Genomic DNA, 16,755 nt, shown 5'->3' on the forward strand with positions numbered 1-16,755 from the left:
AATAAGTACTCACAGGGGTGGTGGTCTACCGGTACACCAGCCCGCCGTCGATCAGGCCCGCCTGCCCGGTCATGTAGTCGGAATCAGGCCCCGCCAGATAGGAGACGTAGGCCGCGACGTCCTCAGGAGTCTGGGCACGGCCCAGAGCGATACCGCCGACGAACTTCTCGAACGTCGCACCCTTCGGAGCGCCGGTGAGGGCCGCGAACCGCTCGTCGATGGTGACCCACATGTCGGTACCGACGACACCGGGACAGTACGCGTTGACGGTGATGCCGTCGGCCGCATACTCCTTGGCCGCCGCCTGCGTCAGCCCGCGGACCGCGAACTTCGTCGCCGAGTAGACGCCGAGCATCGCGAAGCCCTCATGACCGGCGATCGACGATGCGTTGATGATCTTGCCGCCGTGCCCCCGCGCCCGAAACTTGGCTGCCGCGACCTGAATACCCCACAACACGCCCTCGACGTTGACCGCCAGGATTCGCGACACTTCCTCGGGCTGCACGTCTGCGAGGGGATTGACCTGCGCGATTCCCGCATTGTTGACGATGATGTCGAAGCCGTCCAATTCGTGCTCGGCCTGATCGACAGCGGACTGGACTTGGCTTCGGTCGGTCACATCGGCAACTACGGACATTGCCTTCGACCCCACGGCGCGAATCTCGTCGGCCACCGCGTGCAGACGGTCGCCGTTGACATCGACGAGTGCGATGTCGGCGCCGTCCGCTGCTAAACGCAACGCGATCGCCCGCCCGATCCCCTGCCCTGCTCCTGTGATCAGAGCGACTTTGCCCTCGATGCTCATCCCTGAGTTCCTCTCGATAGTGATCGTCCTCACAGAGAAGGCAAGCACTGTCGATTGCGGGCACTCAAGGGTTGCACGCCGTAGCGCGCGAAGGAGTGGCGACGAGTCAGCTGTCTCGCCGAACGGAGAGGGCGCGTGCCGGTCGGTTCTCGCGGTAGGCGTCGCCTCGGAGGACGAGTGGAGCGGGGGCGATGTCCGATGCGCTGTGCAGACGTGTACTGCCGTCGGCCGACCGATCGGCTGCAGCAGGGGTGATGTCACCTCGGACGGCCCGCGCCATGGTGGTGGCCTCGCCGATGGCGAACGCGATGGGAATGGCAACGACAACGGATGCGACGGCAGCGGCTGCGTCGAAGGCGAGGCGCGTTACTTCGAGTGCACCGTTGATTGTGTCGCGCATGCCCATGAAAACTTCCTTCGCTATTGATCGCTGTGGAGCACACGACCTCGCCGGAATTGCATTGCGCCGTGCAGGTTACGATTGATCTTGCACTACTTGCGAGTACCAAACCGTCCAGTTTTCTTTTCTGCCCACGCGGTACACCATCAGTGGAGGCCGAACGACATGGAACACTCGCCCGACACCGTGAAGCCCCCGTGGTACCTGCCCTGGGTCAACAAGGCGATCATCGGGCTGCATCACCTGGGTATCGCCATGCCGATGCCGACGCTCACCGTTCCCGGCCGAAAGAGCGGTAAGCCGCGGTCGACGCCGGTGTCACCGTACGAGGTAGACGGCTCGAGATACGTGGTCGCCGGATATGCCCGATCGGATTGGGCAAGAAATGCGGAGGCGGCGGGCCGCGGAACGTTGACCCGCGGCCGTCACTGCGAGCAGGTGCGGCTCGTGGCCCTGCCGGTGTCCGAGCGGGGACCGATCCTGCGGGAGTTCCCGGCCAAAATGCCTCATGGCGTCTCGATGTTCTTGAAGGCCGGAACGGTCGAGAATGCGTCGCCGGAAGCGTTCGAAGCCGCCGCGCCCAAGTGTGCCGTCTTCCGGATCGAGCCACTCGGCTAGAAGAGCAGCGACAACGCACGAAGCCGCCGGTTCCCCGTTTTCTTTGCCCCATCTCGCGTCTCCGCCGCCGAAACCGTGTGCCGAGGACGTAGGCTTCGGCAGTGTCCAAAGCTGTACACGCGGCTCGGCGGCTGGTCCTCGGCCGTGCGTTGCGCAGCGAACGCCTCGGCGAGCAGTCGCTGTCCAAGCGGTTGGCGCTGCCGATCTTCGCTTCCGACCCACTGTCGTCCGTGGCGTATGCGACCCAGGAAATTCTGCTGATCCTGTCGCTCGGCGGGCTTGCGTACCTCTACCTCACGCCGTACCTGGGGGCCGCGGTGGTGGTGCTCCTCGCGGTGGTTGTGCTCTCCTACCGGCAGGTGGTCTTCGCCTACCCCAGCGGCGGCGGATCCTACGAGGTCGCGAACCGCAATCTGGGACCGTCCGCCGGCCTTACCGTGGCCAGCGCCCTGCTCGTCGACTATGTGATGACCGTGGCGGTGTCGGTGGCAGCGGGGGTCGACAACCTCATCTCCGCCGCGCCGTCGCTGAACGAGCATCGAGTGGCGTTGGCGGCGGGCTTCGTGGTCCTGCTGACCGCGATCAATCTGCGCGGGGTCCGCGAGTCGGGCAAAGCGTTCGCTGTACCAACCTACGGTTTCATCGCCGGCGTCGTCGTGCTCATCGTCACCGGGCTGATCCGGGCGGCGTTCGGAAATCCGCCCGTCGCGGAGAGCGCCGCCTACACGATCACTGCCGAACACTCGGGACTCACCGGCCTCGCGCTGATCTTCTTCGCCCTGCGCGCCTTCTCCTCCGGCTGTACGGCGTTGACCGGGGTGGAGGCGATCTCCAACGGTGTGCCTGCGTTCCGCAAACCCAAGAGCGCCAACGCCGCGAAAACTCTCGTCGCAATGGGAGCCACCGCGATCGTGATGTTCTCCGGGGTCACCGCACTCGCCATCATCAGCAAGGTCCGAATCGCGGAGAACACCTGCGACCTCACCGGGTTCGCCGGAGATTGTGCGACCGATCCGCAGCGGACAGTAATTGCTCAGATCGCCGCCGCGGTATTCGGCGGAAGCACCAATGTGGGGTTCTTCTATATTCAGGCAGCCACCGTGCTCATCCTCATCCTGGCTGCGAACACCGCCTACAACGGGTTTCCGCTGCTTGCCTCGATACTGGCCCGCGACCGCTACCTGCCCCGCCAGCTCAATACCCGCGGCGACCGGCTCGCGTTCAGCAACGGCATCATTCTGCTGGCACTCGCGGCCGGCACCCTGATCGTCATCTTCGACGCCTCGGTTACCCACCTGATCCAGCTGTACATCCTCGGGGTGTTCACTTCCTTCACCCTCAGTCAGGCCGGGATGGTCCGGCATTGGAACCGCCTCCTGCGCACCACACCGGACCGCACCGAGCGGCACAGGATCCACCTGCGACGTGCCGTCAACGGAATTGGCTGTGTGCTCACAGGGCTGGTGCTGATCATCGTCACCGTCACGAAGTTCACCCAGGGCGCTTACCTGGTTGTCATCGCGATGCCGATCCTTTTCGCTCTGATGAAGGGCATCCGCCGGCACTACGATCGTGTGTCGGCCGCGCTCGTCCTCGAGGAGGACAGTTTCGATCTGCCGTCCCAGGTGCATGCCATTGTCTTGATCTCGCAACTACACAAACCCGCTGCTCGCGCCCTCGCCTACGCCCGCGCAACTCGGCCCTCGATCATCGAGGCCGTAACCGTGCAGAGCGACGACACGCCCCGCCTACAGAAGGAATGGTCTAAGCACGACCTTCCGGTGCCGCTCAAGGTGCTGGCTTCCCCCTACCGCGAAGTCACCCGCCCGATCATCAACTACATCAAGACGATACGTCGCGACAATCCTCGGAAGGTGATCACCATTTACATTCCCGAATACGTCGTCGGGCACTGGTGGGAAAACCTTCTGCACAATCAGAGCGCACTACGCCTCAAGGGCCGACTGCTGTACACGCCCGGTGTGATGGTCACCAGCATCCCCTGGTTGCTGGACTCCGCCCAACGCATCCGCGACCCGGCACCGCTTCCCGCGCCTGGCGACATCCGCCGCGGCGCTCTCCCCGCGAAGTCATCACCTCCCGACACCCGGAAGTGAGCCATCTTTCTGCCGGTCAGCGTGTTCACCGAAACAGGAGTGGGGTACTCAGGGGAAGTCCCATTCGGATCGATCAGCGACATGAGGATTGTCGCGAAACTTGGTGAATGTCATGAACATCGTTCACAACACCGTTCGGGTGGTCGCCGGAGCCGGTGACGCCGCAACGGCCACTCTCGGTGCGATCGGTGGTGCCGCGATCGGTAGCGTCGTCGGCACTGTCAAAGGGGCCGGGGAGGGGGCAGTCGAGGGCGCTCGTCGCGGCAGCCATTCCACTCCAGCAGCCGTCATGACGATGGGGGCGGTCGCGCTGACCGGCGTGGTGGAGTGGCCTTTCGTTGCGGCGGCCGGTGGTACGGCCCTGTTACTGCACCAACTGAAGCCCGACCAAGGCAAAACGGAGGCGCCGGCGGAGCCCGGCACGGCAGGCGCCACGACTCCGGGAAGCCCGAAAACGGCCACGGAGGCGCCAGCGGCCGGCGGCGCTGCACGAACTGCCACGTCGAGGCGTCAGCGCAGCGCGCTGCCCGCCAGCCACTGATCCCAGGGCACGCTCCAGTCACCGTTCTGCCATTGCTCGAGGGGAGCGCCGCCGGTATTGCGCACCTCGACGATGTCGCCGGGGCGGGAGAAGTCGTAGAACCAGCGGGCGTTCTCGGGGCTGAGGTTCAGGCATCCGTGCGAGACGTTGGTGTTGCCCTGAGCCCAGATGGTGTCCGCGAGTTCGTGGAGGTAGATGCCGTCGGTGCTGATGCGGGTTGCGAAGTTGATCGACTCCTTGTAGCCGAGGCGGGAGTTCACCGGCAGCCCATAGGTCGAGGAATCCATCACCACCGGGTTGGCCTTGTCGATCACGGTGTAGATGCCCGGCTGGGTCCAGAACGTCAGGGTCTGGCCGCCGACGACTTCGCTTCCGCCCATGCCCATCGACGTCGGCATGGTGCGGACCACCTCGCCGTTGTCGGTGACGGTGATCTGCTTGGTGGTGTCGTCGGCCACGGAAATGTGGGCGTCTCCGATGGTGAAAGAGGTGGTCGCGTCCTCCTGACCGAACAGACCCTCGCCGAGAGGTTTCCCGTAGACATTCGCGCGGACGGTGACTTTCGTGCCGGGTTCGTAATAGTTCTGCGGGCGCCAGTGCACATTCTGATCGTCGGCCCAATACCAGGAGCCCGACACCGGTGGCGTCGTTTCGACGCTCAGCGCCCGTTCGGCGGCTGCGCGGTCGGTGATCGGCTCGTCGAAATGAGTGACGATCACGATGCCGACGCCGAAGGTGCCGCCGTCGGTGAGGAGGTTGCCACCGGTCGTCAGGAACGAGGGTTTGGTCTGATTGCCGGGCCGCACGGTAGTAAATGTGCTCGTTCGATCGCTACGGGCACCGTCATCGCTGACCGCGGTAATCACCAGGGTGTAGGTCTTGCCGTAGCCGAGGGGTACGCCCGGCTTCCACGACACGCGGTCCGGGGTGAAGATGCCGTCGATGACCCGGCCCTCGTCGTTGGTCATCGTGACCGACTCCAGAGTGCCACCCGTGGTGTCGACCGACACCGGATCGAGCGGCTTCACCGCGGCCACCCCGTCGGCCGGGACCACGGTGATCTGCGGCCCTGCCGGCGGTTGCCCGGTGGTGGGCGCGGACGGTGCGGAGGTGGAGCCGCAGGCGGTGAGAAACGCGGTGCACAGCACCAGAGTCAGAAGTGCGGCCAGACAGTGGGAACGGTGATTGCGCATGACGGCGGCCCCCTCGATCCGTGTGGGTTGTGCAGACTAAACCTATCTCGCCGCTCTGCCGTGCGTGGTGCAGTTTCCTCCGCGGGATTCTTCTCGGTGCACACTGGTGACATGGCGCGTGTGCACACCGGTGAGTCGGTTCTGTCCCGGGCGGTGCGGATCGTGGAATCGTTCCACTCGGATGATTCCCTGCTGACGGTGTCGGAGATGGCTCGCAGACGTGCGGATCGGGGTGCGGCGGTGGGAGGTGGCATCCGGGGCATCGCCGGTCGCATGCCCCTGCATGCGTCGACGTCGGGCCTGGTTCTCCTCGCGCACTGACCGGCATCGGCATCGGCGGAATTTTAGCCAGTAGCAACGTAATTGCAAGTGAGTACGCCTCGACGCGGTGACGCGGCCTGGCGGTGAGCCTCAACTCGACGGGCTACACCAGCTCGACCCCCGAGCTGCTGGTCGAGGCCGGTATGTCGGCAAACAAGGGCATGACCCACCGCGACCACGGAGGAATCGCTGACCGCGCATTGAGTCAGCGGCGTGGGAGCGGAGTGCCCAACGACATTTTCACGGAGTTTGGGTCGCGGCCCGAGCACGCAGTGGGTATCTTGAGATCAGCCGGACGGTGGCGTCGTCTCCGAGGGGTCGACGTCATCGCTCCTGTGAAAGGTTCGTGAGCTAAGCAGCCAGCTCGACGTTGGTGCATGCACTGATCACGAGAGGTGGGTCGCACGGTGGACAAGTTGACCCCGTTCTACGCCGATGTGCAAGCCCACTACGACCTCTCCGACGAGTTCTTCGCCCTGTTCCTCGATCCCACTCGTACCTACAGCTGTGCGTATTTCGAACGTGACGAGATGAGTCTCGAAGAGGCACAGATCGCCAAAGTCGACCTCGCGTTGGGTAAGTGCGATCTGCGACCGGGTATGACGCTGCTGGACGTGGGGTGTGGCTGGGGGTCCACCATGCTTCGGGCGATCGGCCGGTATCAGGTGAACGTCATCGGGTTGACGTTGAGCCGTAACCAGTTCGAGCACGTGAACGAGGAATTCTCGCGGCTGCCCCTCGGTGATCTCACGGCGGAGGTGCGCCTCGAGGGGTGGGAAGATTTCGACGAGCCGGTAGACCGGATCGTCAGTATCGGTGCTTTCGAACACTTCCGACGTGAACGCTACGACACCTTCTTCCAGCGATGCCGGAAGATACTGCCCGAAGACGGTCGGATGTTGCTGCACACCATCACTCAGATCAACCGCCACCGTATCCGAGAGCTGGGCTTGCCCATCAATCGCGAGGTTCTACTCTTCGGACAGTTCATTCAGCACGAAATCTTCCCGGGGGGTCAACTGCCGGAACCGGAGTGGGTGGTGGCAGGCGCGGAGAAGGCCGGATTTCGTGTGGACCGGATACAGCCGCTGCAGCAGCATTACGCGCGGACGCTCGATTCGTGGGCCACTGCCCTGGCAGAGCACCGCGAGGAGGCGATCACGGCCGCCTCGGAGCAGATCTATGACACCTACATGAAATACCTGAGCGGTTGCGCCAATTACTTCCGCGACGGCTACATCGACGTCATGCAGTTCAGCCTCGCCTTATGACGGCCGAATTGACTGTGAGCGACCAGGTCGAGGCACTGGTCGGGCACACCTATCGAATGCCCGGTTACTACGAGGTGGGGCGTGAGAAGATCCGCGAGTTCGCCGATGCAGTGCACGACGATCACCCGGCGCACCACCTCGAGGAGGGTGCCGCGGAACTCGGCTATCGAACGTTGATCGCGCCGATCACGTTCACGTCGATTCTGGGTTCCATTGTCCAACAGCATCTTTTCACCGAATTCGTGACGGTCTACGACCTGAGTCAGGTTCTGCACACCGACCAGCGCATCGTGGTACACAGACCTGTTCGGGTGGGAGACCAGCTTTACTGCGAGTCGACTCTCGAGTCGTTCCGGGAGTCCCACGGACAGGATGTCCTGGTGTTTCGTAACGAGATCACCGATGGTGGCGGCTGCGCCGTGCAGACATCCTGGACGACGATGATCGCCCGTAGCGGCGGTGTGATCGACGAGGCACTCGCCGGCGTCGTCGCCGATGTAACTCGCCGCCGTGCGCCGCGAAGGCACTGACGTCGGCTCTGACCCGGTCACCGGGGAATGATCAACCCGGACCATAGCGGCCGACGAGTTCACCGCCGATCCGTGCGAGTTCGGATTGCACCGACGATGGGTCCAGAACCTCGACCATGGCACCCCACCCGGCGAGGTTGCGAGCGATGTCCAACGGGGTCGGCGCGGCGAGACGAACGCGGACGCGGCCGTCGTCGAGCTCGGCGTCGGTGTGGCAGTGGCGGCCGAAGTGGTCGCGCAGTATGGGCACGAACCGCGCTTCGATGAGGACGGTGGCCCAGGTGCGTGACCGCTTCTCCTCCATCTGCCCGACGATCTGCTCCCACGCCGTGGCGAGGGCAAAGTCGTCCGGCCGCTCGGCCGGGTGGTCGGTGGGCTCGCTGGCGAGGATGCGGTCGACGCGGAAGGTGCGCTGCCCCTTGTCGGTTCCGGCGAGCAGGTACCACGTGTCATCTTTGTCGACCAGCCCCCACGGGTCGACGAGCCGCTCGGATTGCTGCCTGGTGCTGTTGCTGTACGTCAGTCGTACCTTGCGTCGGCGGATCACGGCATCCTGCAGAAGGTTGACCATCTCGGGTCGGCGGCGGTCCCGCTCACCCCACCGGGCGGGGTCGATCATCGTGGCGCTGGCAGCCGCCTCAGCGTCGGTCCGGAAGGTCTGCGGAAGGGCGCGCACGAGTTTGCGCATCGCGGCTTTCGCCTCGTCCGAGACAGCCGCGGCCGGACCCACCAGCAGAAACAGGGCCTGCGCCTCGGTTGCCGAGAGGCCGCTCAGATCGGTGCGCGCGCCACCGACGAGTGACCAACCACCTCCGCGGCCGGGTTGGGGATAGACCGGGATGCCCGCCACCGACAAGGCCTCGAGGTCGCGACGGGCAGTGGCGACGGACACTTCGAGTTCCTCGGCGAGCTCGGCGGCGGTCAGGCGGCCACGCGACTGCATGAGTAGGAGGGTGGCCACGAGGCGGTCTGCGCGCATAGGTGAAGTCTCCTCCAGAAAGTGCTCACTTGGTGAGCACTTTGGGACGCAAGATGGTTCTTGTCACTCACCGATGGAAGGAACCACACATGTTGCGAGGACTCACCACCGTCAACTTCTTCGCGGACGACCTCTCGGCTGCCCGGGACTGGTACACCGGACTGCTGGGCATCGAGCCGTACTTCGTGCGCGAGGTGCAGGGAGCGCCGGCCTACATCGAATTCCGGATCGGCGACTATCAGCACGAGTTGGGCATCATCGACCGTCGATTCGCGGCGGAGAGCCAGACAGGTGAGGCAGGGGCGGGAATCACCTACTGGGCGGTGGACGACGTCGAGGCCGCCTTCGAACGGTTGCTGTCCCTGGGCGCCGTCGTGCATGCCAAGCCGGTCGAGCACGGACCCGGATTCGTCACCGCTTCCGTCGTCGACCCGTTCGGCAACGTTCTCGGCGTGATGTACAACCAGCACTACCTCGACGTCCTCGGATCCCGGACGGGATCCTGAGGTGAGCACCGTGTCCGCGAGTACGTCCACCGAATGGCGGGACTGGCTCGCACAGAACTGTCAGTCCGAGAGAGAAGTGTGGCTCGTCCTTCACCACAAGGACAGTGGCACCGCGAGCGTGCGCTACGCGGAGGCGATCGAGCAGGCGCTGTGCTTCGGCTGGATCGACGGTGTGCACCGCAAACACGATGCGCACAGTTCGCGGCTGCGATTCACTCCGCGCACGGAGCGGAGTTCCTGGAGCCGGGTGAATCGTGAGCGTGCGGCGAGGATGATCGAGCTCGGTCTGATGACCGAGCAGGGTCAGGCGATGATCGACCTGGCCATGGCCAAGGGAACGTGGCAGGTGCTGCCCGACGATGAGAGTATTCCGGAGGACCTGCGCACGTTGCTCGATCGAAATGATGCCGCACGCAACAACTTCGAAGCATTTCCGCCGTCGTCGCGGCGGCTGATCCTGGAGTGGATCGCGAAGGCGAAGAGGCCGGACACCCGGCAGCGTCGGATCGAGCGAACGGTCGCGCTCGCCGAGGTGAACGTCCGCGCCAACCATCCGGGAATACGGTGACCGTGCCGCTCGGCGAGGATCGGCGGAATCCCTGGAGCTGGCTGGTGTCCGAGGGCAGCATGCTTCTTACCTGCGCCTTCCGCTGCCTGCCAGGGCAAAATGAGGAACATGAGCATTGCGAGGCGGTTGGACGCCCTTCAGCGTCGTCACCCGGCGCTGGGATTCCCGATCGCCGTGCTGTACAAGTTCCTCGACGATCAGGGCGTCTATCTCGCCGCATTGATCGCGTACTACGGCTTCATCTCCCTTTTCCCGTTGTTGCTCCTGCTGTCCACGGTTCTCGGTTTCGTTCTCGCCGGCAATCCGGGCTTGCAGCAGGACATCATCGACTCGGCGCTGCGCCAGTTCCCGGCGATCGGGACCGATCTCGCGACCCAGGACCGGATCGGTGGTGGGTGGGCCGGTCTGGTGATCGGTGTGGTCGGTGCCCTGTACGGAGGTCTCGGCGTCGCGTTGGCGTGCCAGAACGCGATGAACACCGCATGGTCGGTGCCGCGCCATCAACGGCCCGACCCGATCCGCGCCCGCGGTCAGGGTTTGCTGCTCCTCGGCACGATCGGTCTGGCTGTCCTCGGCACCGCCGCGATCTCCGGCATCGGTGCCGCAGCACATCTCGACGGACCCCTCAGCGTGCTTCTGATCGTCGCCACGCTGATCTTGAATTCCGGGATTTTCATCCTCGCCTTCCGGCTCACCACTGCACGGCCGTTGTCCAACGCAGATGTAATTCCCGGGGCGGTGGCCGCGGCCGTGCTGTGGCAGATGCTGCAAACGTTCGGTGCCTTCTATGTCAGCAGCGTGGTACGCACCGCCTCGGTCACGAACGGTGTGTTCGCCATCGTTCTGGGACTGTTGGCCTTTCTGTTCCTCGCCGGGGTCACGGTTGTGCTGTGCGTCGAGATCAATGTGGTGAGGGTGGACAATCTGCATCCGCGCGCCCTGCTCGCACCGTTCACCGACAAGGTTGATCTCATCGAAGGGGACAAGCGCACCTTCAGCGACCAGGCGCAGGCGCAGCGGGCCGTCGCCCACGAAGACATTCAGGTCACGTTCGACGACAGACGCGCCGACCGCAGCTGACGAGGTGAGAAGTAGAAACAATGACAGGTGACGATCCCTTCACAGGCCGGCGCCCCACCAGTCACGAACGGCTGACGGGGCTGCCCTGGGATGCGTCGTACCGCGACGGCCCTGCGCCGTGGGATATCGGCCGGGCGCAGCCGGCGATAGTGCGTATCGCATCCGTTGGCGGATTCACCGGAGCGGTGCTCGATGTGGGCTGCGGGAGCGGCGAGAACGCACTGCACCTCGCATCACTCGGATTGTCGGTTCTGGGGGTGGACGTGGCCGAGACGGCCCTGGCGCTCGCCCGAGAAAAAGCCGACGAACGCAGACTCGCGGTCGACTTCGCTGCGGTGGACGCGTTCGAACTGGGACGTGTGGGGCGCATGTTCGAGACGGTGCTCGACTGCGGACTGTTCCACACCTTCGACGACAGTGAGCGGCCCGGATACGTGGCGAGTCTGGCGTCGGTGACCGAGCATCAGGGAACCCTGTATGTGTTGTGCTTCAGCGATGATGGTCCGGAAACCGGCCCGCACCCCGTCAGTCGCGAAGAGCTGACAGCGGCCTTCGACTCCGGGACCGGATGGAATATCGACACCATCGAGCCGGACCGGATACTGACAAGATTCCACCACGACGACGGCGCACCGGCGTGGCTCGCGACTATCACGCGGATCTAGACCGTCGGACCGGTCGGCTCTGGTGAGCGCTTCGTCCGCGAGCGACCGCGGCTGCGTGAGACGATGGACGAGTCGACATCCGGACGCCGGACGACGCTGACGGAGGCCTTGGCTATGGACGACGCGGCGGACACCGGGAGCCCGCGGGTGGTGGTCGAGACCGAGCACGCCCGCGTGAGCTACGACGCGGGGAAAACCGTTCGCATCGGCCGTGACCCGCAGATGGAAGTTACGGTGATCGATCCGGCGGTGTCACGGGAGCATGCGCGCCTGAGCTGGGACGACGGCTGGCAACTCGTCGACGCGGGCAGCAAGAACGGGTTCTTCGTCGACGGTAAGCGCAGGGATAGGCTCCGCGTCTCCGATCCCGTCACCGTCCGCCTCGGCAACGCGTCCGACGGACCCGTGGTGCGCATCTTCGTCGAGGATCCGGAGGCGACGCAGCAGGCGGTCGGCCCGCGATGGAACGAGTCGACGGTCGAAGTCGGGGCCCCGCGTGACGACGCGGTCCCGACCCGTCCTCAGGATCAATTGGTACCCGCCGGATCCGTCACGGTGGGTCGAGCGCCGGACAGTGACCTGGTCGTCCGCGACGTACTCGCCTCACGCAGGCACGCCGTCCTCCATACCCGGAAATCCGGACTGGAGATCGAGGACCTCGGGAGCGTCAACGGAACGTTCGTCGGTGGTGCCCGGGTAACCCGCGCCCGGCTGAACGACGGTGACGTCGTCACGATCGGCAACACCGATTTCAGCGTGGAGGGCGATCGGCTCGTTCCTCGGCGAACGACGGCACCGGCCGTGAGCGGACTGCACGTGCACGGCGTGGGACTCACCATCGAGGGCGGGCGTCGACTGCTCGAAGAAGTGGATCTCATTGCAGGGCGGGGCACGCTCACCGCGGTGATCGGCCCGTCGGGTGCGGGCAAGACCACGATGGCCACCATTCTCTCCGGCTCACTGACCCCGACCGAAGGCGTGGTCGACTTCGAGGGCCGAAGCGTCCACGCCAACTACCAAGTCCTGCGGTCCCGCATCGGGTTGGTCCCGCAGGACGACGTCGTGCACCGGCAATTGACGATTCGGCAGGCGCTGGGTTACGCCGCCGAGCTGCGGCTGCCACCGGACACGACGCGGGCGGACCGCGAGGACGTGATCGCGTCGGTACTGGCCGAGCTGCAACTCACCGAGCACGCGGACACGCGGGTCGATCACCTGTCGGGCGGTCAGCGTAAACGCGCATCCGTCGCGCTGGAGTTGCTCACCGGGCCGTCCCTCCTCATCCTCGACGAACCGACCTCGGGCCTCGACCCGGCGCTGGACCGGCAGATCATGGGCACGTTGCGCCGCCTCGCCGACTCGGGCCGCGTCGTCGTAATCGTCACGCATTCGCTCTCGTACCTCGAGATGTGCGACCAGGTTCTCCTCCTCGCACCGGGCGGGAAGACCGCCTACGTGGGTCCACCGGACGAGATCGGTTCGATGCTGGGCAGCTCCGACTGGGCCGATGTCTTCGCCCGGGTCGCGGCCGAGCCCGACAAGGTGTTCGCCGAGTACCGCGCCCGCCGCACCTCGGTCGAGGTGGGTCCACCGCCGCCGCCCGGACCGTTGGGGAGCCCCGCGCACACCTCGAGGTGGAGGCAGTGGAGCACCGTGTCGCGAAGGCAGATTCGGCTGATCCGCGCCGACAGGGGATACCTGATCTTCCTGTCCTTCCTGCCCTTCGTCCTCGGCGGGTTGTCCGTGCTCGTGCCCGGCGACACCGGATTCGGTCCGGCGCCACCCGAGTCGAGCGAGTTGAACCAAATCCTGGTCGTTCTGATTCTCGGCGCGACTTTCATGGGTTGCTCGCTGACCATCCGCGACCTCGTCGGTGAGCGCTTGATCTACCACCGGGAACGCGCCGCCGGACTGCTCCCATCCGCATACCTGACGGCGAAGATCGTGGTGTTCTGCGCCGCGGGGGTCGTGCAGTCGGTGGTGATGGTGACGGTGGTCTTCGTCGGCAAAGGGCTGCCGGGTCCGGGGACGGTCATCCCCTCGGGCGCCCTCGAACTGATCGTGGACATCGCCGTCACTACCTGCGCCTGCGTGGTGCTCGGTATGGCGTTGTCGTCGGTGGCGCGCTCGAACGAGCAGGTGATGCCCATGCTCGTCATCGCGATCATGGTGCAGCTGGTGATGTGCGGCGGCATGATCACCATCACCGGCCGCGCCGTGCTCGACCAGTTGTCGTGGCTGTTCCCGTCCCGCTGGGGCTTCGCCGCCGCCGCCTCGACGGCGGATCTGCGCACGAACTCGCCTGGCACGGAAGACGACCCGCTCTGGCAACACGTCCCGTCGTGGTGGTTGTTCAGCATCGGCATGCTGGTGGTCATCGGTGTCGTCCTCGCAGTCGTCGCCTACAGCAGGCTTCGCCTCCGCCGCCCACGTCGCCGAGCACCGGAGGTCCCGGCAACCGGGTAGTCGGCAACCGCACGCTGCACTGTCACACTTGGTCCATGGTGGCGCTGTATCCAGCTGTCGAACCCTACGACTCCGGGTTCCTGGAGGTCTCCGACGGTCAGGTCCTGTACTGGGAGACGGTCGGCGAGCCTGCCGGCACTCCGGCGGTCTATCTGCACGGCGGCCCCGGCTCTGGTTGCACACTCGGAATGCGCCGGCTCTTCGACCCCAATGCTTTTCGGGCGGTGCTGTTCGACCAACGGGGATGCGGCCGTAGCCGGCCACTGGCGGATGATCCGGGCGTCGACCTCTCGACGAACACGACGGCGCACCTGATCGAAGACATCGAACGACTGCGGGAATACCTCCGAATCGACAGATGGGTCGTGGCGGGTGCGTCGTGGGGGTCACGCTCGGGTTGGCCTACGCGCAGTGTCATCCCGATCGTGTGATCGGCATGGCGTTGGGTGCAATCACCACGGGCACCCGCGAAGAGGTCGAGTGGATCACCCGCGACATGCGGAGGGTGTTCCCGCGCGAGTGGGAACGGTTCGTCGAACCCGTGCCGGACGGCGAACGCGGAGGCAACCTTGCGGCCGCATACGCACGCCTGCTCGCTCATCCCGACCCAGCCGTTCGCGAGAACGCCGCACTGCGGTGGTGTGAGTGGGAGGACACCCACGTTTCCCTGGCGCCGGGGTGGGCACCGAACCCCAGATACCACGACCCTGCGTTCCGTATGGTGTTCGCACGCTTGGTCACCCACTATTGGGGTCGAGATCATTTCCTCGCAGACGATCAGCTACGCGACGGAATGGACCGGTTGACGGGCATCCCCGCGGTACTCGTCCACGGCCGACACGACGTATCCGGTCCGCTGGACACGGCGTGGGAGCTCTCTCGCCTCTGGAAGAGCAGTCGACTCGTCGTCGTCGACGATGCCGGCCACGGTGGTGGCAGCTTCACCGACCAACTCATCGCTGCCATCGACTCATTCGGTTGACGTGGTTGACACCGTATGACCTTTTCCGGGTCTTCGGCTCGACGTACGAATGTCGCAGTAGCCCAGAAACTCTGGGCTACTGCTGACATTCAGCGCGCTCCCGCTGTGGGCGAGACGGGTGGTGTCAGGCCTGGAGGCCGGCTTCGATCTCGAGGCTGATGGTGATCTTGTCGCCGACGACGGCTCCGCCGCCTTCGAGAGGCATGTCGATGCTGATGCCGAAGTCTTTGCGGTTGAGGACGGTGGTGGCTTCGAAGCCGGCGACCGGGCCGTTGCCCATGCCGGGGTTGACGCCGTTGAATTCGAGCGCGAGCTCGACGGGGCGGGTGACGCCGCGGAGGGTGAAGTTGCCGTCGACCACGTAGTCGTCGCCCTTGGCGCGGATGCCGGTGGAGGTGAAGGTGGCGGTGGGGAACTGCTCGGCGTCGAAGAAGTCGGCCGACTTGATGTGGGCGTCGCGGTCGGCGTTCTTGGTGTCGATCGAGCCGACCTGGATCTCGGCGGTGACGGAGGCGGTGCCGTCCTCGGCGACGGTGATGGCGCCGGTGAAGTCGTTGAACGTGCCGCGGACCTTGCTGACCATCAGGTGGCGGACGGAGAAGCCGACGGTGGAGTGGACGGGGTCGATGGCCCAGGTTCCTGCGGTGAGGCCGGGCAGCGTGGTGATGGCGGTGGTCATGGTGAACTCCTCGAGAGTGGTCTACCGGGGTGGTGAAGAATCTGAAGTAATTGAACTTGCAACTACAACGATAGGGGGATGTCGTTGCGATGTCAACTAAAATGAAAAACTACCGGGTCGACGAGCGAATGAACTCGAGGATCTCGGACGTCACCGGGTCGGTGATGTCCTCGAAGTCGTCGTGCTTCTTCAGATAGGCGGCCACCAGTGGGCAGACCGCGACGATACGCAATCCCGAGCGGCGCACATCGTCGAGTGCATGGCGGATCAGGATGGAGCTGAGGCCGTGGCCGGAGAATGCGTCGTCGATTTCCGTGTGGAAGAAGACGCGGCGACCGTCGTGGTCGCGGTATGCGGTGAACCCCACCCGTTGTCCCGAGACGCCGAGCTCGTAGCGGTGCCGATCGGGCACGTGCGTGACCGTGGTGTCGAGTGCGGGAGAGGTGTTGTCGGAGTGCGTCATTGATCGTCCTTCTTGCTCGGTGACACTGCGAGTGGGCGGAATCGGGTGGGCCGAATTTCGGGTGGGTGGAATTGCCGTTCAGGTGTTCTCGAGCATATGGGCGCGCATCTCGCTGTAGTCGTGGCCGAGGATCGCGACGTCCCGCGGGCTGAGCAGGTCGAACATGTTCCGGCGAACCTCGGCCACATGTCCAGGGCTTGCGGCGGCGAGCTTGTCGGCGCCGGCATCCGTCAACTCGGCCATCATTCCGCGTTTGTCGTGCTTGCACTCCACGCGGCGTACCCAGCCGGCATCGACGAGCCTGCTGATTGCCCGCGTCACCCCGCTGCGAGTCGTGGTGACGGCCTCTGCCAGTTCGCTCATCCGCAGTCGCCGCTCGGGGGCCTCCGAGAGGACGACGAGCAGTTCGAAATCGGTGAACGAGATGCCCGCATCACGGTTGAGTTGCCGATCGAGCGCTTGCAGCAGCAGGCGAGTGGCGTCGAGATAGGCACGCCACGTGTGTTGTTCCTGCGCGCTGAGCCACCGAGTTGTCTTCACATATCAACAATACCTCAAGTAGTTGACAGCG

At 65.0% G+C, this 16,755-nt stretch carries 17 protein-coding genes and 2 pseudogenes; 12 read left to right on the forward strand and 7 right to left on the reverse strand.

All coding sequences use genetic code 11. The features are described 5' to 3' along the window. Positions 1 to 25: 25 nt before the first annotated feature. Together R4P95_RS12320 and R4P95_RS12325 are read right to left on the reverse strand one after the other, a co-directional pair. A complete protein-coding gene (locus R4P95_RS12320) occupies positions 26 to 805 on the reverse strand; it encodes an acetoin reductase (protein WP_317744370.1) in 780 nt (259 codons plus the stop codon). Between the two features lie 106 nt (positions 806 to 911). Then, the gene (locus tag R4P95_RS12325; RefSeq protein ID WP_213578384.1) at positions 912 to 1,211 is read right to left on the reverse strand and encodes a hypothetical protein; all 300 of its coding nucleotides are present in this window, start codon (positions 1,209 to 1,211) and stop codon (positions 912 to 914) included. 159 nt (positions 1,212 to 1,370) lie between these two features. On the opposite strand from R4P95_RS12325, the gene R4P95_RS12330 reads away from it, so the two are divergent. The 3 genes from R4P95_RS12330 to R4P95_RS12340 all read left to right on the forward strand — a co-directional run bounded on the left by R4P95_RS12330 (position 1,371) and on the right by R4P95_RS12340 (position 4,481). Then, entirely contained in the window at positions 1,371 to 1,823 is a 453-nt protein-coding gene (locus tag R4P95_RS12330) for a nitroreductase family deazaflavin-dependent oxidoreductase (protein WP_317744369.1), read from the forward strand. Between the two features lie 101 nt (positions 1,824 to 1,924). Then, positions 1,925 to 3,940, forward strand: coding sequence for an APC family permease (locus tag R4P95_RS12335; protein WP_317744368.1), 2,016 nt, complete (start codon positions 1,925 to 1,927; stop codon positions 3,938 to 3,940). Positions 3,941 to 4,052: 112 nt separating this feature from the next. Continuing rightward, a complete protein-coding gene (locus R4P95_RS12340) occupies positions 4,053 to 4,481 on the forward strand; it encodes a hypothetical protein (RefSeq protein WP_249354264.1) in 429 nt (142 codons plus the stop codon). Here R4P95_RS12340 and R4P95_RS12345 read toward each other — a convergent pair. Next, on the reverse strand, positions 4,451 to 5,674 hold the full coding sequence (locus R4P95_RS12345) for an Ig-like domain-containing protein (RefSeq protein ID WP_317744367.1): 1,224 nt from the start codon (positions 5,672 to 5,674) through the stop codon (positions 4,451 to 4,453). The two genes, R4P95_RS12340 and R4P95_RS12345, sit on opposite strands and share 31 nt — an antisense overlap. A gap of 111 nt (positions 5,675 to 5,785) precedes the next feature. On the opposite strand from R4P95_RS12345, the pseudogene R4P95_RS12350 reads away from it, so the two are divergent. The 3 genes and pseudogenes from R4P95_RS12350 to hadA form a co-directional block, all read left to right on the forward strand. Beyond that, positions 5,786 to 5,942 (forward strand): annotated as a pseudogene (locus tag R4P95_RS12350) (IclR family transcriptional regulator); the annotation flags it as partial. 460 nt (positions 5,943 to 6,402) lie between these two features. Further along, positions 6,403 to 7,266 (forward strand): cyclopropane mycolic acid synthase family methyltransferase, encoded by an 864-nt coding sequence (locus R4P95_RS12355; RefSeq protein ID WP_317744366.1) that lies wholly within the window; start codon positions 6,403 to 6,405, stop codon positions 7,264 to 7,266. Continuing rightward, positions 7,263 to 7,796, forward strand: coding sequence for a (3R)-hydroxyacyl-ACP dehydratase subunit HadA (gene hadA / locus R4P95_RS12360; RefSeq protein WP_317744364.1), 534 nt, complete (start codon positions 7,263 to 7,265; stop codon positions 7,794 to 7,796). The genes R4P95_RS12355 and hadA overlap by 4 nt, the downstream gene beginning before the upstream one ends. Before the next feature lie 31 nt (positions 7,797 to 7,827). Here hadA and R4P95_RS12365 read toward each other — a convergent pair whose 3' ends face one another. Next, on the reverse strand, positions 7,828 to 8,775 hold the full coding sequence (locus tag R4P95_RS12365) for a YafY family protein (protein WP_317744363.1): 948 nt from the start codon (positions 8,773 to 8,775) through the stop codon (positions 7,828 to 7,830). 89 nt (positions 8,776 to 8,864) lie between these two features. Here R4P95_RS12365 and R4P95_RS12370 point away from each other — a divergent pair, with 89 nt between their 5' ends. The 6 genes and pseudogenes from R4P95_RS12370 (at position 8,865) to pip (ending at position 15,042) form a co-directional block, all read left to right on the forward strand. Then, on the forward strand, positions 8,865 to 9,281 hold the full coding sequence (locus R4P95_RS12370) for a VOC family protein (RefSeq protein ID WP_317744362.1): 417 nt from the start codon (positions 8,865 to 8,867) through the stop codon (positions 9,279 to 9,281). Positions 9,282 to 9,291: 10 nt separating this feature from the next. Continuing rightward, entirely contained in the window at positions 9,292 to 9,849 is a 558-nt protein-coding gene (locus tag R4P95_RS12375) for a YdeI/OmpD-associated family protein (RefSeq protein ID WP_249354268.1), read from the forward strand. A gap of 108 nt (positions 9,850 to 9,957) precedes the next feature. Further along, entirely contained in the window at positions 9,958 to 10,929 is a 972-nt protein-coding gene (locus R4P95_RS12380; RefSeq protein ID WP_317744361.1) for a YihY/virulence factor BrkB family protein, read from the forward strand. Between the two features lie 20 nt (positions 10,930 to 10,949). Continuing rightward, the gene (locus R4P95_RS12385; RefSeq protein WP_213575792.1) at positions 10,950 to 11,594 is read left to right on the forward strand and encodes a class I SAM-dependent methyltransferase; all 645 of its coding nucleotides are present in this window, start codon (positions 10,950 to 10,952) and stop codon (positions 11,592 to 11,594) included. Between the two features lie 114 nt (positions 11,595 to 11,708). Beyond that, positions 11,709 to 14,060 (forward strand): FHA domain-containing protein, encoded by a 2,352-nt coding sequence (locus tag R4P95_RS12390; protein WP_317744627.1) that lies wholly within the window; start codon positions 11,709 to 11,711, stop codon positions 14,058 to 14,060. 35 nt (positions 14,061 to 14,095) lie between these two features. Next, positions 14,096 to 15,042 (forward strand): annotated as a pseudogene (pip, locus tag R4P95_RS12395) (prolyl aminopeptidase). A 124-nt stretch (positions 15,043 to 15,166) separates the two neighbouring features. Here the strand turns inward: pip and R4P95_RS12400 are convergent. From R4P95_RS12400 to R4P95_RS12410, 3 genes are all read right to left on the reverse strand, one after another. After that, a complete protein-coding gene (locus R4P95_RS12400; protein ID WP_213575794.1) occupies positions 15,167 to 15,721 on the reverse strand; it encodes a YceI family protein in 555 nt (184 codons plus the stop codon). Between the two features lie 109 nt (positions 15,722 to 15,830). Beyond that, positions 15,831 to 16,184, reverse strand: coding sequence for a GNAT family N-acetyltransferase (locus R4P95_RS12405; protein ID WP_213575795.1), 354 nt, complete (start codon positions 16,182 to 16,184; stop codon positions 15,831 to 15,833). 78 nt (positions 16,185 to 16,262) lie between these two features. Next, positions 16,263 to 16,724: a MarR family winged helix-turn-helix transcriptional regulator gene (locus R4P95_RS12410; RefSeq protein ID WP_213575796.1), complete on the reverse strand. Its 462-nt coding sequence runs from the start codon at positions 16,722 to 16,724 to the stop codon at positions 16,263 to 16,265. Positions 16,725 to 16,755 lie beyond the last annotated feature (31 nt).

The sequence above is a fragment of the Rhodococcus sp. IEGM 27 genome (assembly GCF_033142305.1).
GTDB lineage: Bacteria > Actinomycetota > Actinomycetes > Mycobacteriales > Mycobacteriaceae > Rhodococcus_F > Rhodococcus_F oxybenzonivorans.

What these genes read in the sequence shown, in the direction of transcription:
- R4P95_RS12370 (WP_317744362.1), top strand. Translation starts at nt 8,865, where the DNA reads ATGTTGCGAGGACTCACCACCGTCAACTTCTTCGCGGACGACCTCTCG.
- R4P95_RS12365 (WP_317744363.1), bottom strand. Translation starts at nt 8,775, where the DNA reads ATGCGCGCAGACCGCCTCGTGGCCACCCTCCTACTCATGCAGTCGCGT.
- R4P95_RS12390 (WP_317744627.1), top strand. Translation starts at nt 11,709, where the DNA reads ATGGACGACGCGGCGGACACCGGGAGCCCGCGGGTGGTGGTCGAGACC.
- R4P95_RS12385 (WP_213575792.1), top strand. Translation starts at nt 10,950, where the DNA reads ATGACAGGTGACGATCCCTTCACAGGCCGGCGCCCCACCAGTCACGAA.
- R4P95_RS12400 (WP_213575794.1), bottom strand. Translation starts at nt 15,721, where the DNA reads ATGACCACCGCCATCACCACGCTGCCCGGCCTCACCGCAGGAACCTGG.
- R4P95_RS12405 (WP_213575795.1), bottom strand. Translation starts at nt 16,184, where the DNA reads ATGACGCACTCCGACAACACCTCTCCCGCACTCGACACCACGGTCACG.
- R4P95_RS12380 (WP_317744361.1), top strand. Translation starts at nt 9,958, where the DNA reads ATGAGCATTGCGAGGCGGTTGGACGCCCTTCAGCGTCGTCACCCGGCG.
- R4P95_RS12330 (WP_317744369.1), top strand. Translation starts at nt 1,371, where the DNA reads ATGGAACACTCGCCCGACACCGTGAAGCCCCCGTGGTACCTGCCCTGG.
- hadA (WP_317744364.1), top strand. Translation starts at nt 7,263, where the DNA reads ATGACGGCCGAATTGACTGTGAGCGACCAGGTCGAGGCACTGGTCGGG.
- R4P95_RS12320 (WP_317744370.1), bottom strand. Translation starts at nt 805, where the DNA reads ATGAGCATCGAGGGCAAAGTCGCTCTGATCACAGGAGCAGGGCAGGGG.
- R4P95_RS12325 (WP_213578384.1), bottom strand. Translation starts at nt 1,211, where the DNA reads ATGGGCATGCGCGACACAATCAACGGTGCACTCGAAGTAACGCGCCTC.
- R4P95_RS12340 (WP_249354264.1), top strand. Translation starts at nt 4,053, where the DNA reads ATGAACATCGTTCACAACACCGTTCGGGTGGTCGCCGGAGCCGGTGAC.
- R4P95_RS12345 (WP_317744367.1), bottom strand. Translation starts at nt 5,674, where the DNA reads ATGCGCAATCACCGTTCCCACTGTCTGGCCGCACTTCTGACTCTGGTG.